24 protein-coding genes are annotated in these 20,299 nt (G+C 63.2%); 7 read left to right on the top strand and 17 right to left on the bottom strand.

The window, feature by feature from the left end; translation table 11 throughout:
• Positions 1–13: 13 nt before the first annotated feature.
• The 4 genes from R5N89_RS07560 to R5N89_RS07545 are packed head-to-tail and all read right to left on the bottom strand — an operon-like array spanning position 14 to position 3,969.
• The gene (locus R5N89_RS07560; RefSeq protein ID WP_110569343.1) at positions 14–991 is read right to left on the bottom strand and encodes an ABC transporter ATP-binding protein; all 978 of its coding nucleotides are present in this window, start codon (positions 989–991) and stop codon (positions 14–16) included.
• The gene (locus R5N89_RS07555; RefSeq protein ID WP_110569344.1) at positions 988–2,013 is read right to left on the bottom strand and encodes an ABC transporter ATP-binding protein; all 1,026 of its coding nucleotides are present in this window, start codon (positions 2,011–2,013) and stop codon (positions 988–990) included. The genes R5N89_RS07560 and R5N89_RS07555 overlap by 4 nt, the downstream gene beginning before the upstream one ends.
• On the bottom strand, positions 2,003–2,977 hold the full coding sequence (locus tag R5N89_RS07550) for an ABC transporter permease (RefSeq protein WP_110569345.1): 975 nt from the start codon (positions 2,975–2,977) through the stop codon (positions 2,003–2,005). The genes R5N89_RS07555 and R5N89_RS07550 overlap by 11 nt, the downstream gene beginning before the upstream one ends.
• Positions 2,974–3,969, bottom strand: a complete 996-nt coding sequence (locus R5N89_RS07545; protein ID WP_110569346.1) for an ABC transporter permease — start codon at positions 3,967–3,969, stop codon at positions 2,974–2,976. The genes R5N89_RS07550 and R5N89_RS07545 overlap by 4 nt, the downstream gene beginning before the upstream one ends.
• Before the next feature lie 63 nt (positions 3,970–4,032).
• Between R5N89_RS07545 and R5N89_RS07540 the strand changes: the two genes are divergently transcribed.
• Entirely contained in the window at positions 4,033–4,242 is a 210-nt protein-coding gene (locus R5N89_RS07540; RefSeq protein ID WP_110569347.1) for a hypothetical protein, read from the top strand.
• A 73-nt stretch (positions 4,243–4,315) separates the two neighbouring features.
• Here the strand turns inward: R5N89_RS07540 and R5N89_RS07535 are convergent, their stop codons facing one another.
• The 8 genes from R5N89_RS07535 to R5N89_RS07500 form a co-directional block, all read right to left on the bottom strand.
• A complete protein-coding gene (locus R5N89_RS07535) occupies positions 4,316–4,690 on the bottom strand; it encodes a hypothetical protein (protein ID WP_146220212.1) in 375 nt (124 codons plus the stop codon).
• 72 nt (positions 4,691–4,762) lie between these two features.
• A complete protein-coding gene (locus tag R5N89_RS07530; RefSeq protein WP_110569348.1) occupies positions 4,763–6,031 on the bottom strand; it encodes an AGE family epimerase/isomerase in 1,269 nt (422 codons plus the stop codon).
• Complete coding sequence (locus tag R5N89_RS07525; protein ID WP_110569349.1) at positions 6,024–6,884, bottom strand: glucose 1-dehydrogenase; 861 nt, start codon at positions 6,882–6,884, stop codon at positions 6,024–6,026. Before R5N89_RS07525 ends, R5N89_RS07530 begins: the two co-directional genes overlap by 8 nt.
• A 110-nt stretch (positions 6,885–6,994) precedes the next feature.
• Positions 6,995–7,168, bottom strand: coding sequence for a hypothetical protein (locus R5N89_RS07520; protein WP_167400876.1), 174 nt, complete (start codon positions 7,166–7,168; stop codon positions 6,995–6,997).
• A 242-nt stretch (positions 7,169–7,410) separates the two neighbouring features.
• Positions 7,411–7,545 carry a hypothetical protein gene (locus R5N89_RS07515; RefSeq protein WP_265001351.1) on the bottom strand — a complete coding sequence of 45 codons (135 nt, stop codon included), beginning with the start codon at positions 7,543–7,545 and terminating at the stop codon, positions 7,411–7,413.
• Between the two features lie 425 nt (positions 7,546–7,970).
• Positions 7,971–8,993, bottom strand: coding sequence for an MYG1 family protein (locus tag R5N89_RS07510; protein ID WP_110569351.1), 1,023 nt, complete (start codon positions 8,991–8,993; stop codon positions 7,971–7,973).
• A gap of 78 nt (positions 8,994–9,071) precedes the next feature.
• Positions 9,072–9,758, bottom strand: a complete 687-nt coding sequence (locus tag R5N89_RS07505; protein ID WP_110569352.1) for a phosphoribosyltransferase — start codon at positions 9,756–9,758, stop codon at positions 9,072–9,074.
• Positions 9,759–9,843: 85 nt separating this feature from the next.
• Positions 9,844–10,545: a pirin family protein gene (locus R5N89_RS07500; protein WP_110569353.1), complete on the bottom strand. Its 702-nt coding sequence runs from the start codon at positions 10,543–10,545 to the stop codon at positions 9,844–9,846.
• A 181-nt stretch (positions 10,546–10,726) separates the two neighbouring features.
• Here R5N89_RS07500 and R5N89_RS07495 point away from each other — a divergent pair, with 181 nt between their 5' ends.
• Positions 10,727–11,653: a LysR family transcriptional regulator gene (locus R5N89_RS07495; protein ID WP_110569354.1), complete on the top strand. Its 927-nt coding sequence runs from the start codon at positions 10,727–10,729 to the stop codon at positions 11,651–11,653.
• 42 nt (positions 11,654–11,695) lie between these two features.
• Here R5N89_RS07495 and wrbA read toward each other — a convergent pair whose 3' ends face one another.
• Positions 11,696–12,295, bottom strand: a complete 600-nt coding sequence (gene wrbA, locus R5N89_RS07490) for an NAD(P)H:quinone oxidoreductase (protein ID WP_110569355.1) — start codon at positions 12,293–12,295, stop codon at positions 11,696–11,698.
• A gap of 143 nt (positions 12,296–12,438) precedes the next feature.
• Positions 12,439–13,401 (bottom strand): sensor histidine kinase, encoded by a 963-nt coding sequence (locus R5N89_RS07485; protein WP_110569356.1) that lies wholly within the window; start codon positions 13,399–13,401, stop codon positions 12,439–12,441.
• A gap of 219 nt (positions 13,402–13,620) precedes the next feature.
• On the opposite strand from R5N89_RS07485, the gene R5N89_RS07480 reads away from it, so the two are divergent.
• Positions 13,621–13,857 carry a hypothetical protein gene (locus R5N89_RS07480; RefSeq protein WP_110569357.1) on the top strand — a complete coding sequence of 79 codons (237 nt, stop codon included), beginning with the start codon at positions 13,621–13,623 and terminating at the stop codon, positions 13,855–13,857.
• A 27-nt stretch (positions 13,858–13,884) separates the two neighbouring features.
• Here the strand turns inward: R5N89_RS07480 and tmpT are convergent, their stop codons facing one another.
• From tmpT to R5N89_RS07465, 3 genes are all read right to left on the bottom strand, one after another.
• Positions 13,885–14,541 carry a thiopurine S-methyltransferase gene (tmpT, locus tag R5N89_RS07475; RefSeq protein ID WP_110569401.1) on the bottom strand — a complete coding sequence of 219 codons (657 nt, stop codon included), beginning with the start codon at positions 14,539–14,541 and terminating at the stop codon, positions 13,885–13,887.
• Positions 14,542–14,770: 229 nt separating this feature from the next.
• On the bottom strand, positions 14,771–15,028 hold the full coding sequence (locus tag R5N89_RS07470; RefSeq protein WP_244192199.1) for a hypothetical protein: 258 nt from the start codon (positions 15,026–15,028) through the stop codon (positions 14,771–14,773).
• Positions 15,029–15,054: 26 nt separating this feature from the next.
• Positions 15,055–15,540 carry a DUF523 domain-containing protein gene (locus tag R5N89_RS07465; protein ID WP_110569358.1) on the bottom strand — a complete coding sequence of 162 codons (486 nt, stop codon included), beginning with the start codon at positions 15,538–15,540 and terminating at the stop codon, positions 15,055–15,057.
• A gap of 738 nt (positions 15,541–16,278) precedes the next feature.
• Between R5N89_RS07465 and dgt the strand changes: the two genes are divergently transcribed.
• From dgt to R5N89_RS07445, 4 genes are all read left to right on the top strand, one after another.
• Entirely contained in the window at positions 16,279–17,652 is a 1,374-nt protein-coding gene (gene dgt / locus R5N89_RS07460; protein WP_110569359.1) for a dGTP triphosphohydrolase, read from the top strand.
• 194 nt (positions 17,653–17,846) lie between these two features.
• On the top strand, positions 17,847–18,956 hold the full coding sequence (locus tag R5N89_RS07455; RefSeq protein ID WP_110569360.1) for an acyl-CoA dehydrogenase family protein: 1,110 nt from the start codon (positions 17,847–17,849) through the stop codon (positions 18,954–18,956).
• On the top strand, positions 18,953–19,681 hold the full coding sequence (locus R5N89_RS07450) for a PIG-L deacetylase family protein (RefSeq protein ID WP_110569361.1): 729 nt from the start codon (positions 18,953–18,955) through the stop codon (positions 19,679–19,681). The genes R5N89_RS07455 and R5N89_RS07450 overlap by 4 nt, the downstream gene beginning before the upstream one ends.
• Positions 19,678–20,286: a class I SAM-dependent methyltransferase gene (locus R5N89_RS07445; protein WP_110569362.1), complete on the top strand. Its 609-nt coding sequence runs from the start codon at positions 19,678–19,680 to the stop codon at positions 20,284–20,286. Before R5N89_RS07450 ends, R5N89_RS07445 begins: the two co-directional genes overlap by 4 nt.
• Positions 20,287–20,299: the final 13 nt, after the last annotated feature.

The following is a 20,299-nucleotide window of genomic DNA, read 5'->3' as shown; positions in this document are numbered from 1 at the left end:
TATGTTTCCGGTCCTACGCGGGCGGGAGCGGGTAGTGGCAGGCAACTTCATGGCCGGGCTGGATGGTGCGCAGGTCCGGTTCCTCCACGCCACACCGCGCCTGCGCCTGGGGGCAGCGCGTGTGAAAGCGGCAGCCCGCAGGCCGGTTGACCGGGCTGGGCACGTCGCCGCGTAGCAGCATGGCCGGGGGCGCCCCCACCACAGGGCGCGGCACGGCGGCGGTCAGGGCGGCAGTGTAGGGGTGGGCGGGGGTGTGCAGCACGTCATCCGTGCCGCCACATTCAACAATCGCGCCCAGATACATGACCGCGACGCGCGTGGAAATCTGCCGCACCACCGCCAGGTCATGCGCCACGAATATATAGGTCAGCCCCAGCCTTTCGCGCAGGTCGGCAAACAGATTGACGATCTGGGCCTGCACCGAAACATCGAGCGCCGAGACCGGTTCATCCGCCACCACCAGCCGGGGCGACAGCGCAAGGGCGCGGGCAATATTGATGCGCTGGCGCTGCCCGCCCGAGAAGGCATGCGGATAACGCGCAAGGGCGGAGGCAGGCAGGCCAACCAGCGCCATGAGTTCGTGCAGGCGGGCTGCAATCGTGGCTGGCGTGCGTTTGCGCCCATCGGGCGCGGGATGCACGCGCAGCGGCTCGGCCAGCAGGTCGCCAATGCTGCGGCGCGGGTTGAGGGCGGCGGTGGAGTTCTGGAACACCATCTGCATGCCCGGGCGCAGCGGGCGCAACTTCCGTTCGCTCAGGGTGGTGATGTCGCGCCCTTCAAACAATACCTGTCCTGATGAGACATCATCGAGCCGCAGCATGCACCGCCCCAGCGTGGATTTGCCACAGCCGGATTCCCCCACCAGTCCCAGCATCTCACCGGGCATGACGCGGAGCGATATGCCATCAACCGCCTTCAGCCTCTGCCCACGCGGCAGGCGGTAGGTCTTGCGCACGTCGCGCAGTTCCAGCACGGGGATGAGTAGGGTCATGATGGCGTGGCCTGTGCGGTAGCGCGGGGTGGCAGGGGCGTGCCCTCGGTGGGCAGCACGCAGGCGGCCTGCTGCTCCGCCCCGGTGCTGACAAGCGCTGGCGGGGCAGGCAGGCAGGTGGCGTGCACATACGTGCAGCGTGGGCCAAAGGCACAGCCAGCAGGGCGCTCCTGCGGCGTCGGTGGCACGCCCGCAATGGCGGGCAGGCGGTGGGGCCGCGTGCCATACAGCGGGGGGATGGAGTCCAGCAATGCGGCGGTATAGGGGTGGGCAGGCCGGGCGAACAGCGTGGCGGTCGGCCCGCTTTCCGCCATGCGGCCGGAATAGAGCACGAGCGTGCGCGCGCAGGTCTGGGCCACCACGCCCATATCATGCGTAATGAGCAGCACGGAGGAGCCATGGCTGTGGCGTAGGCCGCGCAGCAGGTCAAGGATCTGGGCCTGTACGGTTACATCAAGGGCGGTGGTTGGTTCATCGGCAATCAGCAGGGTGGGATTGCATGAAAGCGCCATGGCGATCATGGCACGCTGGCGCAACCCGCCCGAGAGCTGATGGGGGTAGCGCTGCGCCGTGCGGGCGGGGTCGGGCACGCCCATCTCGGCCAGCAATTGCACCGTGCGGGCCCGCGCGGCGCGGCGCGAGAGGCGTTCATGCACGCGGATCTGCTCATCGATCTGCCAGCCAATGGTATAGACCGGGGTGAACGCCGTCATCGGGTCCTGAAAGATCATGGCGATATCGCGCCCGCGCAAGGCGCGCAGGGCACGCGGGGCCATGCCCACGAGTTCCCGGCCGCGAAAACGCGCCGAGCCGCTGACCTGCACGCCAGGGCTGTCGATCAGCCCCATCAGGGTCATGGCCGTGACCGACTTGCCCGAACCGGATTCCCCCACCAGCCCCACGATTTCGGCTTCGTTCACGCTGAAGGACACGTTCTCGACCAGCGGGACCATGCCGCCATTCGCGGGCACACTCACGCACAGGTCACGTACATCGAGCAGGGGCACGGGATCAGCGGGCATCACGCACCCTCGGGTCAAGGAGTAGATACACCATATCTACCATCGCATTGGCGACCACCACGAAAATGGCGGAATACATGACCGTGGCCATGATGACCGGCAGGTCGAGATTGGTGAGCGCCCGATAGGTCAGCCGCCCAACGCCGGGCAGGCCGAACACCACCTCGGTCAGCAGTGCGCCGCCGCCCACAAGCTGCGCGAAATCCAGCCCGAACAGCGAGACGAACGTAACCAGCGCGGTGCGCAGCCCGTGGCGCAGCATGACCCGTGTGGGGGAAAGCCCCTTGGCGCGGGCCGTGCGCATGAAATCCTCGCCCGCAAGTGCTACGAGGTCGGCGCGCAGCACCCGGCTGTAAATGCCGATGAACATGACCGCCAGCACAACCCACGGAATGACCAGCGAACGGAACCAGCCGCCCGGATCCTCGCTGAACGGTACATAGCCCAGCCCCGGCACCCACGAGAACAGCCATGTGTCATGATAGCGGCTCTGCGTAATCAGGTTGGTGACCTGCCCCAGCCAGAAAACGGGGATGGAAATGCCCACCAGCCCGGCCAGCATGAGCGTACGGTCCACCCACGTATCCTTGAAGGCTGCGGCCAGCGTGCCCATGAGGATGGACACACTCACCCAGATGAACGCGGCCCCGCACACCAGGCAGGCCGTGACCGGGGCGGCCTGCTCGATCTGCGGCACCACAAGCTCGCCCCGGTCGGCGTAGGAGGCGAGATCGCGGGTGATGAACAGCTTTTTCATCATGGTGGCGTACTGCACGGGCAGGGCGCGGTCGAAGCCGTATTCACGGCGCACTTTTTCCATGATCTGTGGCGAGGCGTTGCGGCCTGCGATGCGCGCGGTCGGGTCGGCTCCCGGCGTGGCAAAAAACACCGTGAATACCAGCACCGACACGCCAAACAGCACGAGCAGCGTCTGGCCCAGACGGCGGAGCAGGGCGGGGATCATCGTGCGCCCCCGCGCCCGTCAAGCGCATCGCGCAGGCCATCGGCCACGATATTGAGCGCCAGCACCACCGCCACGATGGCCAGACCCGGTGCGACCGCCACGAGCGGACGGGTATAGATCAGGCCCTCGCCATCCTGAATGATGGTGCCCCATGAGGCCTGTGGCGCCTGCACGCCCAGCGAGAGGAAGGACAGCGCGCTCTCCGCCAGCAGGGCCAGCGCCATGAGCAGCGGGCCAAGCGTTGCCAGCGTGGTGGTGATGTTGGGCACGATATCAAGCAGCATGATCCGCCACCCCGGCACGCCAAGGCTGCGGGCGGCGGTGACAAACTCCGCTTGCCGTAGCGCCAGCACTCGCCCGCGTATGGGGCGGGCGGCATAGGGTATATAGACCAGCGCTATGATGAAGATGGGAATGAGCAGGCTGTCCGCCCCCAGCACGAACGGGCCAAGATGGATGTTCTGGCTGACCATGACGATGGAGAGAGAGATGGCAAACAGATAGACCGGCACCGCCCACATGATGTCCATGATGCGGGAGAGGACGGTATCGATCACGCCACCGCAGAAACCGGCCACGATGCCCGCAAGTGTTGCCGCCACAAGGCACAGCACGGCGGCGCAGGCCGAAATGAGCAGGGAGTTGCGCCCGCCATACAGCAGGCGGGCGGCAAGGTCGCGGCCCTGGCTGTCAGCGCCGAGCAGGTAGGCGGCATGTCCCGTCGGCCCGATGGGGCTGAGGCCAAGATGCAGCGGGTTGTCATTGGGCTGCATGATGTCCACTTCCTGCCCGCCCAGCACAATGCTGCCCGCCACGTTTGAGGCGAACGGATCGCTGTGGGCCACGTCATGGGCATAGAGCGGGGCCAGAAGGCAGGCACATGTGATGAGCGCCAGCACGCCCAGCGCGCCCATGGCCGACCTGTTGCGCCCGAACGCACGCGCGGCCTGCCGCCACGGGCCTGATGGAAGGGAGGGGGAAGACGAAGGCATGGTTGGCGGCGCACCCGGATGCTTGCAGGACTGGTCCTGCCACTATAACCCGGCCTTGTCCCCATGCGGGAGGGCCTGCCACGATTTTATGTCACGCACCTGCAACGGCATTGCAACCAGATGGAAAAGCGTGCGCGGCATGAACGCGATGCTTCGGGCCAGAAGACGGTGCATTTTCATGTTGAATGCCTGCATGGCGTGCAGGTCGGTTTGCCATGTGGAAATATTTTGACCATCTTCGTCAATAAATTCAATATTTCCAGATCTGTCTGAAAGGAGAGAATTTTATTCAGGCAATACTGATCGGCGAAAAGAATGCTATTTTGAAAATAAACCGTGCCATCAATTACATAATAGGGCCAGGGCATAAAAAAATTGGTCGTGTCTGGGTTATGAACATTGAACAGCCTTTCAGACGCTTCAAGCCACTGTTCCTGATATTGGCGTGTGTTGAAAATGTATTGTTTGAAAATAAATTTGCAGAAAAACCGCCAATTTTTATGGTGTCGTTATAGCCTGTTTCACCATAAAGACGGTTTTCGCCGGTAAAAAATATCAAACATCGTTCAGCCTTATAATCTTGCCTGAAAAAGCCTTGCAGAAAATATTCTGCTATCATGAAGGCGTTTCTGGCGACAAAACGATTTTCCGCGCGGTCGATGGAATGAATGGTTGGAACAGATAATGATAGGACAGCTATCGTGCTGCTGCTGTAAATCATAATTTTATGATTACAGACGTCCTGTTTCTATAAATAACTATTGAAACATAAAAACGTAATCAGTTCCTGCCTCTAATTTTCCAGTAACGATATGGCAGTCGCAAAGCTTGGCGCTAGTGGCAATAGCGGCGTAATGGTGGCCTGCCAGGCGTGGTACAGGTCGGCCTTGCCTGCATAGACCACGGCGGATGGCCGGTTGTTGCGGTCAAGTTCCTGTATCCAGCCACCCCGTTTGCGGTCGATCATGTAAAGGTCGATATAGTCCCATATCGTGCGGTACCACTGTTCATATTGCGCATGCCCCGTGCGCTTGAGCAGGGCGGCGGCGGCAGTCATGGCCTCGGCCTGGCACCAGTGGGGGCGATTGTGCACCACGGGTTGAAGGTTCCAGTCGATGGTATAGACCAGCCCCGGCGCCCCATCGCGCGCCCAGCCGGTTTCCATGCCACGGTGGAACAGGGCCACGGCATCGTCCAGCAGCCACGATGGCGCATTGCCCTGCGTGCGCAGCAGGGCGGCCTCCAGCTTGAGCAGCAGGTGCGACCACTCCACAAAATGCCCCGGCGTCATGCCATAGGGGCGCAGGGCGTCAGCGGGAGTGTCGCGGTGGTAGTCGGGCAGGCGTGTCCAGTTGCGGTCGTAATGTTCGGGCAGGACATAATCGGCCTCGCGGGCCAATGTGTGGATGAAGCGCTCCACCACGCGCAGCGCGCGCTGCCGCCACACGGGGTTGCCGGTTACGTCCGCCACCGCCATGCAGGCCTCGACCGAATGCATGTTGGCGTTGGCGCCACGATAGTTTTCCTCATCCGACCAGTCAGCGGCAAAGCTTTCGCGAAAGACGCCTTCTTCCTCGCTCCAGAAATGCTCTTCCCATACCCTGAGCGCTGCATCGAGCAGGCTGCGGCCCTCCGGCACACCCGCAACCGTGGCGGATGAGGCGGCAAGGGCTACGAAGGCGTGCAGATAGGCCTGCTTGCGGGCATCCTCTGGCTGTGCGCCATCGGTGGGGGGCGTAAGAAACCATCCATCATGCACATGGTCGCGCAGGGGGCCGAGCAGGCACGCCACGCCATGGGCGGCTAGCGGGCCACAGCCCGGCAGGCCGCGCCCTGAAGCCACGGCATAGACATGGGTCATGCGCGCGCTGAGCGTGCTATCCGCCGTGGCTGGCGGCGGCAGGTTGCCATCATCATCAAGCGCGGCGAACCCCTCCGCCACGCGTGAGGGCTTGGAGAAATCAAGCAGGCGCTGGCCCTGCATGTCGAGCCAGCGGCGATGGGGCGAAAGGCGCAGCCATAATGCGGCGGGCAGCATCAGGGCAGGCAGCGGCTCAGCCATTGACGATCATGCCGCCATTGACGTGCAGGGTCTGCCCGGTCACGAACGATGAATCCTGTGCTGCCAGATACACATAGGCCGGCCCGAGTTCGCTGGGCTGGCCAACGCGGCCAAGGGGGGTCTTGTCACCCAGATGGGCAACGGCCTCGGGGTCAATCGGCCCCCAGCTTGCGGGTTGCAGCGGGGTCCAGACCGGGCCGGGGGCCACGGCGTTCACCCTTATGCCCTTGGGCGCAAGCTGTAGGGCCAGCGCACGGGTAAAGCCCATTTCCGCCGCCTTGGTGGTGGTGTAGGCCACGAGCGAGGCATTGCCCGCAAAGGCATTGACGGAGGAGGTATTGATGATGACGCTGTCACGCCCCAGATGCGGCAGGGCGGCGCGGGTGAGGTAGAAATAACCGTTGATATTGACGTCCATGTGGTGTTGCCACATGTCATCGGTAATATCAGTCAGGTCCTCGCTGACATACTGCACGCCCGCGTTGTTCACCACAATGTCGAGGCCACCCAGCGTGTCGACGGTCTGTTTGACCGCATCATCACATATGGCGCTGTTGGCCACGTTGCCGCGTATGGCAAGCGCCTTCACGCCCTCGGCTTTGGCCAGCCGGACCGTCTCGTGCGCATCTTCATCTTCTTCAAGGTAGAGAATGGCGACATCGGCACCCTCGCGGGCAAAATGCAGCACGGCGGCCCGCCCGATGCCACTGTCACCGCCGCTGACCAGGGCGCGGCGCCCCTTCAGCTTGCCGCTGCCGCGATAGCTCTCGCGGATGTGCTCGGCCTGTGGGTCCATCAGCCGTTCGACGCCGGGCTGGTGGGGCTGGCTCTGGGGGGGAATGGTGGTGGTCATGCAGGCGCTCCGTCATGGTGGAGGAAGGGCAGGGTCATGCCCTGCCTCCACCTAACGCACGCACCGCGCGGGATGTTGCCTGCCATCTGCCTGCCTTGGAAGGTGCGGTGTTACCAGCGCCCGCCGGGGCCGCCGCGCATGCGCGCGCCATGGGGGCCATAACCATCATCATAATGTCCGTCCTGCCAGTCCCGATGGTGGCGGTGGTGGTGTCGGCCATCGGCGCAACTGGTCATGGACAGGGTAAGGGAAAGGATCGCGAGGATCTGTAGGGTCCGGCTCATGAGGATCTCCTGTGACTGCCGATTGGCAACGTGGCAGGAGGCTGAAGGTTTGGGCAGGCATGAGGGAATATCTGATTACACCGCGCTGTCTGCCCTTGCAGGTAACCGCGCAATGAGCTTGTGGCGTGAAAACGCTTCATCCACGCCATCGTGATGCGCGCAGGAAGATGGTTTGGGGGGCATGGACCCGGGCCTGCGTGGCCATTCCTGTCCCGGCAGGCCCGGTGTCACGATCCTTCCGCCTAAAGGAAGAAGATCATCGCGGTTGAAAGCGCAAAGGCGATGGCCAGCAGGGCTGGACCCATGATGTCCCACCGGCTGGTATAACCGGCGTTATCCGTGCCGGTATGAAAGGCACGACGGAGATGAAACTTCATTGACGCCTCCTGTATGCGGGGCATGCGGCCGATCAGATGTATCTGTCGGGCTGCGGGTTCATATGAAGATTAAGGATAGCCATAACGCCAGTGTCAGCAGGACCATGCCCAGGCCGACCATATCCATGACACCGGGGTTTGTGCGGTAGCGTGTTCCCATATTCATGGCAACCTCCCTTGCGGGGGGACATGTCCCGCCCGATGGAGGTGACGTGGGATGCGCCAGGCGTGCTGGAAAGAGGGGGAATGGCCGGATAGAGAGCCTGCCCCATCACGTTTATGGCATCATCAGGCAAATGGTTCATGCGCACCTGCGCGTGAACCATTGCCCAGATCAGCACGACATTTTCAGGTGCCCGTTTTTTCAGCAGGGCAGCGCGTGAAGCCGTAAGGACCGCGCCCCGTGGTTCAGGGGCGCGTGTCGTTCAGCCCTTCGCCTGTGCGGCGTCGATCTCGAGGGCGAGCTGCGCCATTTTCAACGCACCCGCGCGGCTGGCTGCCCCGCAGATGAAGCGGGCCGGGTGGGCAAAGACCGCATCGGCAACGCCGGATACGCTGGCCAGCGTTGCGCCATCAAGGCCACGCCAGGCCTCGGGCAGGGAGACGCGCTGGCCAAAATCACCGCGCACGGGCGGAATGGCCTTGACGTTCCAGCGATCGGGGGCGGCGGGGGAGACGACATAGACCACCGGCAGGTCGTGGTCGAAAATGACCTTCTCGGTCGGCATGCCGGTTTCCATGAGCAGGATGCGCTTGTCCTCCGCCTGCGCATAGGCGGCAAGCACGCGGCTTTCCGCCTTGAGGCTGGCGCGCACGCGGTCGATCATGTTGACGAGATGCCCGGCAACCGCCACCGCCGCATTGGCAAAGCCTTCGGTCTCGCGGGTTTTTGCGGCATCGGGGCCATACAGTTCAACCGTATCCCATGTGGGGCGGCAGGCGGAGACGATATCGGCCAGCGACAGCTTGCCCATCTTGGTCATGCCATTATCATCAAGATCGATGGGCAGTACGAGCGAGCGGTCAAGGGACTGCCAGATGGCGGCGACCTCGGGTTCCGGCGCGGGGTTTTTGAGGATGCTGCGGATCGCGGCCATGCCGTAATCCTTCCACAACAGCCCGGCCGCGCTATAGGGCGTGCCGTCCTCGCGCAGGGGCTTTTCCTTCATGTGGTGGTCGTAGCGGCCCGTGACGGGGTCGTATCTGCCGCCCACGTCAAAGACAATGTCGGCTGCGGCAATGCGCTCGGGCGAGCGGGTGCGCGTGAAGGTCAGCCGCCCGTCCGGTCCGGTGCCCATCACACGCCCGCGCAGGTCGCCATCGGGTGCGAGCGCGTAATGCAGGATCACATAGCCCAGCGTCTCATCAAGGTGGAAATTACCTGAATGCGTCACCGCGCTGACGGGAGCGGCGGGGTTTTCAAGACCGATGGGGGTATGTTCTGGCATAAGGCGACCTGCTGCGGGCAAAAGTGAATTTGATAGTGCCGTCATGCCGCAAAGACCCCGGCAAGACAATGGGCAGTTTCAGGTGCCGGGCAGGGGGCGCCAGTTGCCTGCCTGCCCGCCAAAGAGCGGAATATGGCCCAGCGCGTGCACCGGCGGCACGGCGCCAGGGGTGGCCGCCTCCAGCGCCGCGCGCCAGGCCCAGCCTTCGGTCAGCACGGCTGCAATGGCCACGACGCATGCCCCCGCGCGCTCGAGCAGGCGCACGGCGGCAACAGCGGTGCGCCCGGTGTTGAGCACATCGTCAATCACCACCACGCGCCTGCCCCGCACGCGTTCCATCAGGGCGGGGTCAAGGTAAAGATGCTTGGTCTGGTCAGGGCTGGTGGATGACGTAAGCGGGATGGCAAGGCTGTCATCATACCAGAATTTGCGTGAGTGCCCCAGCGCCACGTAGTCACCCATGCCCAGCTTTTCCGCCACGGGCCGGGCATAGGCCAGCCCCATGGTGGGCACGCCAACAACCGCCTCAGGCGCCAACGGGCCGACCATTTCAGTCAACAGGCGAACAAGTTCGCGCTCGACGGCAAAGCCGGTCTGGTTGGCCATGAGCAGGGCAATGGCCTGCTCGCCGCCGGGCAGGGCGCGCAGTGGCAGGGTCAGGGTGGAGCCATCAGGCAGCTGCACCGGATAGGTTTCGCCATAAGGCGGAGCGGCGGCAGGTGCGCCCTCAGGCGACCATGTGGCGTGGTAGGCGGAAAAGGTCACGGATCAATCGGTCCCGGTCATGGCGTGGATCAAGGCCGGGGCACGGTGTTGTGCCCCGGCCTGCATGATACACGCTCCCGGCGGTTCAGGCGATGGTATCGACCAGAATGATCTCGGCATCCTCCAGCGCGCGCACGTGCACGGTCTCGATGTCGGACAGCGCCGCGCCATCGCGCTCGCCCACGCGCACGCCGTCTATTTCCACCGCGCCACGCGCGGGCACCAGGTAGCCCAGCCGCTGTGCACCCAGCCTGTAGGTGGCTGTCTGCCCCCTGGCCAGGGTCGCGCCAAGCACGCGGGCATCGGCATTGATGGGCAGGGCGTCGTCATCACCAGCCCGCCCCGAAGCCAGCACCACGAACTGCCCGGCACGCTCATTGCGCGGGAAGGCCCGCGTGCCCCATGAGGGCGCATGGCCCGCACGGTCGGGCATGATCCAGATCTGGAACAGGCGCGTGGCCACCGCATCGCGGTTGTATTCGCTGTGGCGGATGCCGGTACCAGCCGACATCACCTGCACGTCGCCCGCCTCGGTGCGGCCGGTATTGCCCAGGCTGTCGGTATGGGTGATGGCCCCTTCACGCACGAAGGTGATGATTTCCATATCCCGGTGCGGATGGGTGCCAAAGCCGGTGCCCGGCGCGATCATGTCGTCATTCCATACCCGCAGCGCACCCCAGTGCATGCGGGCGGGGTCATGGTACCCCGCAAACGAGAAGTGATGCCTTGCATCGAGCCAGCCATGGTCGGCGTGGCCCAGCAGGCCAAAGGGTCGGACTTCGATCATCGGGTTTCTTCCTTTCTGTTGCCCCCATGGTATCGAACCGGGGCTGGTGTTTATATGGAAATGAATGAAATGTTTCATTTCCAAATTTTGCATCTTCTGCGTGTGATCAGGCGGGGTAAAGACAGGGGCACGCAGATCAGTTAGGGAAACATATGGCACGCACCCTTTCCCGAGTTTGCCGGTGAGACTGCCGGATTTCGAGGCCTGGGCCATTTTTGCCAAAGTGGCGGAACGTGGCTCGTTTGCCCGCGCGGCGGAGGAGATACAGCTCTCCAAGCCCACCGTATCAAAGGCCATCAGCCGGCTTGAGCAGTCGCTGGGCGTGGCGCTGTTCAACCGCAATTCGCGCCAGATGTCGCTGACCGAGACCGGGCGGCTGCTGCTTGGCCATGCCAACACGATCGTGGCCGAAGCCGAAGCCGCCGAGACACAGGCCCGTGGCGGCACGCGCGCGCCTTCGGGGCTGATCCGCATGGCCGCCCCCATGACATTTGGCACACAGCACCTTGCCCCGGTGCTGCCCGAATTCCTGCGGCGCTACCCCGAAATCGACCTCACCATCGATTATAGCGATGCGCTGGTTGATCTGGTGGCGGGCGGCTACGATCTGGCGTTACGGATCGCGGCGCTGGCCGATTCATCGCTGCGTGCCCGGCGGCTGTGCAGCGTGCGGCTGGCGCTGGTGTGCACGCCCGCCTATCTGGCGCAGATTGGCGCGCCAGAGCATCCGCGCGCGCTCGCGGGGCACAAGAGCTTTGTCTATACCAATACCGCCGCCCCCGGCATGATCCGCCTGCACCATGAAGGCGATGGGCGGGAATTCGTGCTCTCGCAAACGGCGCGGCTGCGGGCGGATAACGCGGCGGGCTTCCTGCCCGCGCTCGAGGCGGGGCTGGGGTTCGGGCTGTTCCCCGAATTCATGGTGTGGGAGGGGCTGAAGGCGGGTCGCTTCGTGCGCATGCTGCCCGGATGGGAAGTCCCGCCGGTGGGCCTGTACCTCATCACGCCCGCAAGCGGGCTGCGGCCCATACGGGTCAATGCGTTTATTGATTATCTGGTAGGCGCGTTTGGCCACCCGCCCTGGGCACAGGATGGGGACTGCGCTTAGGCAGCGGGGACTCCCCCGGCAAACGGGCCGGGGGAGGGCGGGTCAGGCGGTAAGCTTGCGTGCAAGCCCGGCCACGTGCTGGCCAAGATAATGCGCGCCATCAAGCTCGGTGGGGCTGGGCTGGCGCGAGCCGTCGCCTGCCGCGATGGTGGTCGCACCATAAGGCGCGCCGCCGGTCACTTCATCCACCCGCAACTGGCCCTGAAAGCTGTAGGGCAGGCCGGTAATGACCATGCCATGGTGCAGCAGGTTCGTCATAAGCGAGAACAGCGTGGTTTCCTGCCCGCCATGCTGTGTTGCAGTAGAGGTGAACACCGCACCCACCTTGCCAACGAGCGCGCCCTTGAGCCACAGGCCGCCGGTCTGGTCCCAGAAATTGGCCATCTGCGAAGGCAGGCGGCCAAAGCGGGTGGGTGCGCCCACGATGATCGCATCATATTCTGGCAGTTCCGCCGTGGTGGCGAGCGGGGCGGCCTGCTCGGTTTTGAAATGATGGTTTTTGGCGACATCCTCAGGCACGAGTTCCGGCACGCGCTTGACCACGGCCTCCAGCCCGGCCTCGCGCACGCCTTCGGCCACGGCATGGGCCATCGTTTCCACATGACCGTAGGATGAGTAATACAGGACGAGAACCTTGGGCATATTCATGACCTTCCGCTATATTGCGTGCTACGCTACCGGGTCTGCCCGGCAGACGCCTTAACAATACGGCTCAATAGGCCTGCCGATACGCCAAAATTGGAAACGCTTCGTTTCCGGCGCTTGAAGGCTGCCTGAAAACGTCCTTATGACGGCAGGGGCAGGAACATGGTGGCAGTGACCCCGTCTGCACGCCACTGCATGTCGAACGTGCCCATGCAGGCCTTGACGATGCGGCTGATCAGGCGCAGGCCCTGTCCGCGCCCGCCAGACAGGGCCGAGGCGGGCTGGGATGCATGTTCCACCCATTCCAGCCGTAATGCACCCGGTTCGCCCTGCCAGCACAGGCCAATGCGACCGCCCTGGCTGACCGCGCCATACTTGGCTGAATTGACGCATAATTCCCCGATCACCAGCGCCACGGCATCGGCCGTGCGCCGGTCAAGGGTAAGGCCAGGGGGAATATCAAGCGTAAAACACGCCTCCGCCGCGCCGCAGAAGGGGGTGACCAGCACCTCGATCAGTTCGCGCAGGTCGGCTGCCGTCGTGTCATCATCAAACAGCGACTGCGCGCGGGCCAGCGCCATGATGCGCGGTTCCATATCCGCCACGAATTCACCAAGCTGGGGGCTATGAGCGGCAAAGCGGCGCAGAAGGCTGCACACGATGGTGTAGCTGTTGCGCAGGCGGTGACGCATCTCGCCAATCATGACCCGCAGGGCTTCGCGATCGTTCTCGGCCTGGGTCACATCGCGCGATATGCTCAGAAAGCCGATGGGCCTGCCGCCATCATCGCATACCTGCGTTATGCTGACTTCCCACCAGCGCGGGTCGTTTTTGGCCGTGGGGCACGCCCCGCGAAAACGGGCGGTTTCACCCGCGCGGGCGGACTGGAAGGCGCTTTCTATATCGACCTGAAGCGTATCGGGCCATAACCCGGCCCACCGCGCGCCCGCGACCTGCGTAAAGGAGTCAATCTCCATGGCGCACAGGCCGTTGGCGTTCATCCAGATCAGGTTGCCATTGCAGTCAAGCAGTTTGACGCAATCCGTGCTCTGCTCAAGAACGCGAGCGAGATCCGTGGCCGTAAGCGAAGCGCGTGTCAACATCCCCGCACGCTACAGCAAAAAAACCGGCGGCGGAAGGCACGCAGCCCGCGAAATGGCCTGTGTCACGCGCCCGTTCATGGAAGTGACTTCCTGTTCCGCGGGCTTTATAGAAGGGGCAACACGAGGCCGGGCAGGGGTGGCATACACCCTGAAGGTTTCGGGCCGCCATCTGGCCCGACTGGATACGGCCCCGGCACCCATACGGATACAGGCGGAATCATGCGATCGATTATAGAACACATCCGGCAGATCAACGCGGAGCGCACACCGGTGATGAATCTGTGCGCCTGCCTGTGCGTTGTGGTCATGCTGGGGCTTGCCAATCTGATCTGCCACTACGTGCTGCATACCGACATGTCTTTCATCATGCCCTGGATGCTGGCGGCCACGGCGCTGTATTTCTTTATTCCAGCACTCGTGTTGTGGATTGCAACGGGCAACCCGTCGGGCAAATGACGATGGATGGGGCACGCGCTTGCGGCCTCAGGGCACGGTGGCGTGCGGCGGGGGCGTCAGGGTCCATACGCTTTCCCATGCCGGGCAGACACCCTTCAGGCCACCGGGCACGGCGTGTCGTGCCACGCGGGTAATCGTGAATGTCGGGGCGTAATACGCGCGCACCATCGTTTCATCCACCGGAAAGGGCGGGCCTGCCCGGCATGACGGGTCATATTCCAGGCAGATGAGCAGTTGCGGCGCAGCATGGGTCAGCGCAACGAGGTGGCTGGCATAGGCCACCCGCAGGGGAGCGGGCAGGGCAATCAGCGCCGCGCGATCATAGACGCCATCCACCGCTCCAAGCTGCGTGGGGGTAAGGTCGAGGATATTGCCAACAAAAACGCAGAGTTTTCCCGCCTCGAAACGATCAAGCGCGCCGAGGGGCGTGACATGCGGCACAAGGCCGAGCGCTGCAAATAGGCGTGTTACGGCAATGCGGCTGAGTTCGCAGCCCACCACCGCGTAGCCCTGTGCCAGCAGCCAGTGAATATCGAGGCTCATGCCGCACAGGGGCACGAAAACCCGCGCCCCCGCAGGCAGGCGCAGGGTGGGCAGGTAGCGGGTGAGCAGGGCATTGGGGCGGGATTCATGAAAGCCGATCTCGCCGCGTTCCCACTTCGCCTGCCAGAAAGCTTCATCCATCATATCTGCCTTTATGCCTGTAACGGTGGTGTGTGGTAGCGCGTTACCTGAGGCGTGAACAGGCAGGTTCTATTACATGGGTCTTTATTGCCATGCGCCTGCCTGTGTCATGCATTTTGCAAAGAAGTCATGGTGCGAGGCCTGACTGATCCCGATGGTCGTGGCCGTATCGTTACTGCCGGTCAGATGGATTATATATTATTTATATCGCATAAATAAAAACCGGTCTCTACCAGCCCATATTGCCTGGCCCGCTCCAGCCGCCGCCCAGACTGCCCCATTCGCCCTGAGGGCCGCCATTGCCATGATCCGATGCCGCGCGCGCATTGTTATCCAGGCGCGGATTATCGTCGGCGCAGGCGGCCAGTGATGCGACACAGACAAGAAGCATGAAAAAGCGCAGGACCAGACGCATGGTAGCATGCATGCCATCACGCTGCGGGCCGGGCGGGCGCGATTGCGCTACGGTGGCTACCGGCTGCATCATGATACGTTGCATCCGTGCGGCAAGGCTCAATCCATTCTGGCTGCGACAAGCGCAAACTGCGCCGGTGCATACACGCTCACCCCGTAGCGGCGCAGGAGTGCTGCGGTTACCCCCATTCCGGCATGGCGCGTGCCGCTAAACGTGCCATCATAAATAAAGCTGCTGCCACAGGAGGGGCTGCCATCCATAAGCAGCGCCAGTGTGCAGTGATGCTGCCGGACCATGGCTAGTGCAAGATGAGCACCCGCCACGAACGGGGCCGATACATCCTGCCCTGTCGCTTCATGAACATGACCCAGCCCGTCAAGCACGGCCGCGCCATCGCGTCCCTGCGCAATTTCAGCCGGAGGGCGGGGGGTCATGAGGCCAGCCTGCGTTTCGGGGCAGCAGACCATCACGCGTCCTTCCGCCTTCCATCGTGCCAGGCTGTGCTCCAGAAGGGGGCGGGCCGAGCCATCATAGCGCACCGGCAGGCCTGCAAGACAGCCACTGATCAGCAGGTTTGGTTTCATGCTGCCCAGCCTGCCACGAACGGGTGGCAAGGAAAACCACCAGCGCACGCGAAAACAGAAACGGCAGGAGCCGAAACCCCTTCTGCCTGATCTTTCTTCATTACGGATGTGTCGGCTAACACATGCCAGCAAATCCAGTGTTATTATGACGCAGTGTCGTATGAAAAAAATGTAGCCCGAGCATCGGCTAAGGCACTGTTGGAAAAGCGCATCCGCTTCGTGCAATGCTTATGTGTTTCGATAACGAAACATATACTTTTGCAAACGCAGCCTGTAAGCTGAACGAAGGCCTGAAGGGCAAGGCTTCCACCCGCGGAGCCTTGCATGAACACCAATCAATGCGGGTGAGGCGGAAAGGCAGGGCAGCAGATGACGGATGACAACACGGTACTCTGGTATTTATTTGCCCCTGACCATGCAGATCAAGGGAATATCAGGTAGGAAATGCTGGTAAATCAAGGCGTGAAGGTGCAAACGCATATCATAAAGCCAGAATTCCTGGCTGGAAGGAACAATGACGCGTGACCCAATGGAATATGATTTATCAGATTTCCATAGTAATCCGTAACGGCATCCTGCTGTGTTTTTTAACATGGGCGGTGATGCGGCTGGCTATGTGGGCAATCGAATTCCTGTGCGGGTCGGGCGGCGAGGATTAATGGCGAGCGCCCGCGGCTTGACCGGGGCAGAAGCAGCACGGATGATGGCGCACATATTGCCATCAGGGACTGAGCGGGCATGCACTGGAACACGCTTCTTAACACCGAACGCCTGAACGACCCCGATTACAGGCAGGAAGAGCACCGCCCCGCCTATATGCAGGACATGGACCGGATTCTGTTCTCGCCGCCCTTCCGCAGGCTGGCGAACAAGACCCAGGTTCACCCGCTTTATGATAATGACCATGTGCATCACCGCCTGATTCACAGCCTTGAGGCCGCAACGGTGGGGCATTCGCTGGGCACCGAAGTGGGGTCATGGCTGGCCGATGACCTCAAGGAACTGACCGCCGACCAGGTCAAGGTGGTGGCGGGCCTGGTGCAGACGGCATGCATGGCGCACGATATCGGCAACCCGCCTTTCGGTCATTCCGGGGAAGAGGCCATCGGATCGTGGTTCAAGGAAAAATTTGCCACCGACCACGATATCATGGACGAGATCACGCCCGCGCAGCGGGTCGAGTTCAATGCCTTTGAGGGGAATGCGCAGGGTTTTCGCATTCTCACCCGTACCGAAATGTACAGGAACCAGGGCGGCATGCGGCTTGCGCTGGGTTCGCTCGGGGCTTTTACCAAATACCCGGTTTCAGCGCCTGTCCGGCTGCTTGCGGGGGCTGAGGGCGTGGTTGAGGGTGCGCCTTATATCGGCCTCAAGAAATATGGGTTTTTCGAGAATGATGTGCCCACGTTCGCCCATGTCGCAGCCGAACTCGGGCTGCGGCGCACCGATGTGCGCGACGGCAGTGGGCAGGTTGTCGGCTCATGGTGGCGGCGGCACCCGCTGGCCTTCCTGATGGAGGCGGCGGATGATATCTGCTACAATATCATGGACCTCGAAGATGCCTACCTTGCGGAAGATATCAGCTTCGAGGTGGCAACCGATCTGCTTGGCGCACTCACGGCCCACTCGCGCAGGGATTACCCCGAACGCAGCCGTGCCGATGTCGTCTCCATCTATCGCGCCAAGGCCATAAGCGGCGCGATTGGTGCGTGCGTGGAGGCGTTTCGTGACAATTACGCGGCCATCATGGCAGGAGACTTCCCGCGTTCGCTTGTCGAGGCCTCACGGCTTGGCGACGAATTTCAGGCCATAAGGCAGGTAGCGCGGACCGAGATCTTCAACGCGGCGCGCAAGACGGAACTTGAGGTTTACGGGCGCAATGTCGTCTACCGCATTCTTGATGGCCTCCTGCCATTACTCAATGAACTCCGGGCCGTGGAATGGGACAGCACCCGGCTGAGCGCCTATCATGCACAGGTGGTGCGCGCCCTGCGGCTGCCGGTCGCCCATGTCACCAATGCCTATGACGCCCTGCATGCACTGACCGATTTCGTATCGGGCATGACCGATCGCTATGCCGTGAAGGTGGCCGATATTGTGGGCCGGCGCTAGGACCGATCGGCAGCCAGATCATGAGTGAGGCAAGGCGGACAGGGCCGGGAAGTCGATCGGCTCCGGGTCGTAGCGCATGATCTGAGGGGAACCAATTGCGCTCCGGTGCTGTTTGTGCAGGCAGGGAAGGGGTGCTGGCGGGTTGACCCGGTTGCGGCGTTTTCCTGTTTTCCGGGAATACGGAGCCTGCCTGCATGAGTTTTCCCTTTGAAGCCCTGGCAGCCTGTCGTGCCGAACTTGAGGCGGAGGCCAGCGCGAACGACGCGCAGGCGGTTTTCCCCACCCATGGCCTGATGCGCCTGCGGGCGCTGGGCGTCTTTTCCGCAGCGTTGCCACTGGCGTTTGGCGGCTGCTGGCCCGATGCAGCGCCCGAGGCCGCCACGGGCCTGCTGCGTCTGTTACGGCTGGTGGGGCAGGGCAGCCTGGCGCTTGGCCGTGTGGTGGAAGGGCATGTCAACGCCCTGCGCCTTGTCAGCCGTTATGGCTCTCCGGCCCAATGTGCCGCCATCGCCGCCGATGTGCGCGAGGGCGCGCTGCTTGGCGTATGGGTGACCGATGGCGCGCATCCCCTGCAGCTGGAACAGACCGCTCAGGGCCTGATCCTGCGCGGGCAGAAGGCCTTTGCCTCAGGCGCGGGGCATGTAACGCGGGCGCTGGTTACGGCCCGCACGCAGGCGGGCACGACGGTCATGCTGCTCGTTGCTGTGGGGCAGGACTGCGTCATCCATCCCTCCATCGGCGGACTGAGCGGCATGCGGGGGGCAGGCACGGGGCAGTGCGATTTCGCGGGCCTGTCGGTTGCGCCAGACAGCCTGATCGGGCAGGCGGGTGACTATCTGCGCCAGCCGGAATTTTCAGCCGGGGCATGGCGGACTATCGCCGTGGCCCTTGGCGGGATCGAGCGGCTCACCACCGTGCTGCGCGAACAGCTTGCCGCGCGCGGGCGGGCGCAGGCTCCGGCCCAGCAGGCGCGCATCGGTCGGGCACTCATCGCGGCCCAGACCGCCCTGGACTGGACCCGCAGGGCCGCCCTGGTGGCTACGGTGCAGGACCGTTACGAGGCGGGTGATATCACCGCCACCGTCAATCTGGCGCGGATTGCGGTGGAGCGGGCAGGGCTGGAGGTGATTGAACTGCTCCAGCGCGGGCTGGGGCTTTCGGCCTTCATCAAGACAAACGTGGCAGAACGGCTGACCCGCGATCTGGCCACCTATCTGCGCCAGCCCGCCCCGGATGAAGCATTATGCGAGGCGGCTGCATGGTTCACGCACCGCGACCTGCCGCCCACGGAGGCTTTTCCATGAAGGCGGCCAGCCTGCACGCAGCGTGGCGCAGCCTGCCATTGGCCCCCCTGCCCATTATTGCGCCCGGCACGGCCCTGATCCTGGCCCCGCATGCTGATGATGAAAGCCTGGGCTGTGGTGGCCTGATTGCCGCGTGTTGCCAGGCCGGGCGGCCGCCAATTGTCGTGATCGTAACCGATGGCGCGGCCTCGCACCCCCGTTCGCGCCAGTGGCCTGCCCCGCGCCTGCGGGAACAGCGGCGGCAGGAGGCCCTGCGCGCGCTGGCCTGTCTGGGGCTGGAGGCGGAGCGCGTGGTGTTCCTGAACCAGCCGGATGCAGCGACTGCGCATGAGGGGCCGGTTTTTGATCATCTCGTGCGCGATCTGGCCAGTCTGGCTATGCAGCATGGCTGCGCCACGGTTTTCGCGCCCTCACGGCTTGATCCGCATTGCGATCATGAAGCCGTATGGAAAATGGGTCTTGCCCTGCACCACCATCATGCCCTGAGGCTGCTGGCCTATCCGGTCTGGGGCTGGCTGTTGGCGGCGGAGACAGAGCTTGACCATGCGCCACCCGTGGGGCTGCGGCTTGACATCGCGCCTTACCGCGCCCTCAAGGCGCGTGCCGTCAGCGCGCATGAAAGCCAGTATGGCGGCCTGATTACCGATGATCCCACCGGCTTCAGCCTGCCTGCCAGCCTGCTGGCGGCGCTGATAACGGATTTTGAGGTTTTTCTTGCACCATGAGCGGGGCAAGCTGGCCACGCGCCGTGTTCGAGCGCATTCATGCAGCCAGTTCCGACCCGTGGGGGGTGGGAAGCCGCCCGTATGAGCGCGACAAATACCGCCACACCCTTGCGCTGCTGGCGGGGCAGCGGTTCCATCATGCGCTGGAACTCGGGTGTTCCATTGGGGCCATGACCGCCCTTCTGGCACGGCAATGCGACCACCTGCTGGCCGTAGATGTGGCCGAAGCCGCCCTTGCGCAGGCACGACGCCGGTGTGCGGGGCTGGATGGAGTGACGTTTTGCCGGGGACAGTTGCCTGATGGTTTTCCTGGCCTGCCAGCGGCGTCGTGTGACCTCATCATTATTTCGGAACTGCTGTATTTTCTCTCGCGTGCCGATATTACGCGGCTTGCCACCCATTGCCTGCGCGTGCGGCAGCCACAAGCCCCCATCTTACTGGTCAACTGGACCGGCCCGACCGACACGCCATGCAATGGCAACGAGGCCGCCCGCTGTTTTATAGCCACGTGCCTTGCCGCCGGGATGCAGGTCACACATACCCAGCACCACCCCCATTACCGGCTGGACATGCTGGGCGCTGTTGCACAACAAAACACTCAATAAAACGGAAATTTTT

The organism is Komagataeibacter sucrofermentans DSM 15973 (assembly GCF_040581405.1).
GTDB classification, from domain to species: Bacteria; Pseudomonadota; Alphaproteobacteria; order Acetobacterales; family Acetobacteraceae; genus Komagataeibacter; species Komagataeibacter sucrofermentans.
This window is presented reverse-complemented; position numbering and strand designations above follow the sequence as displayed.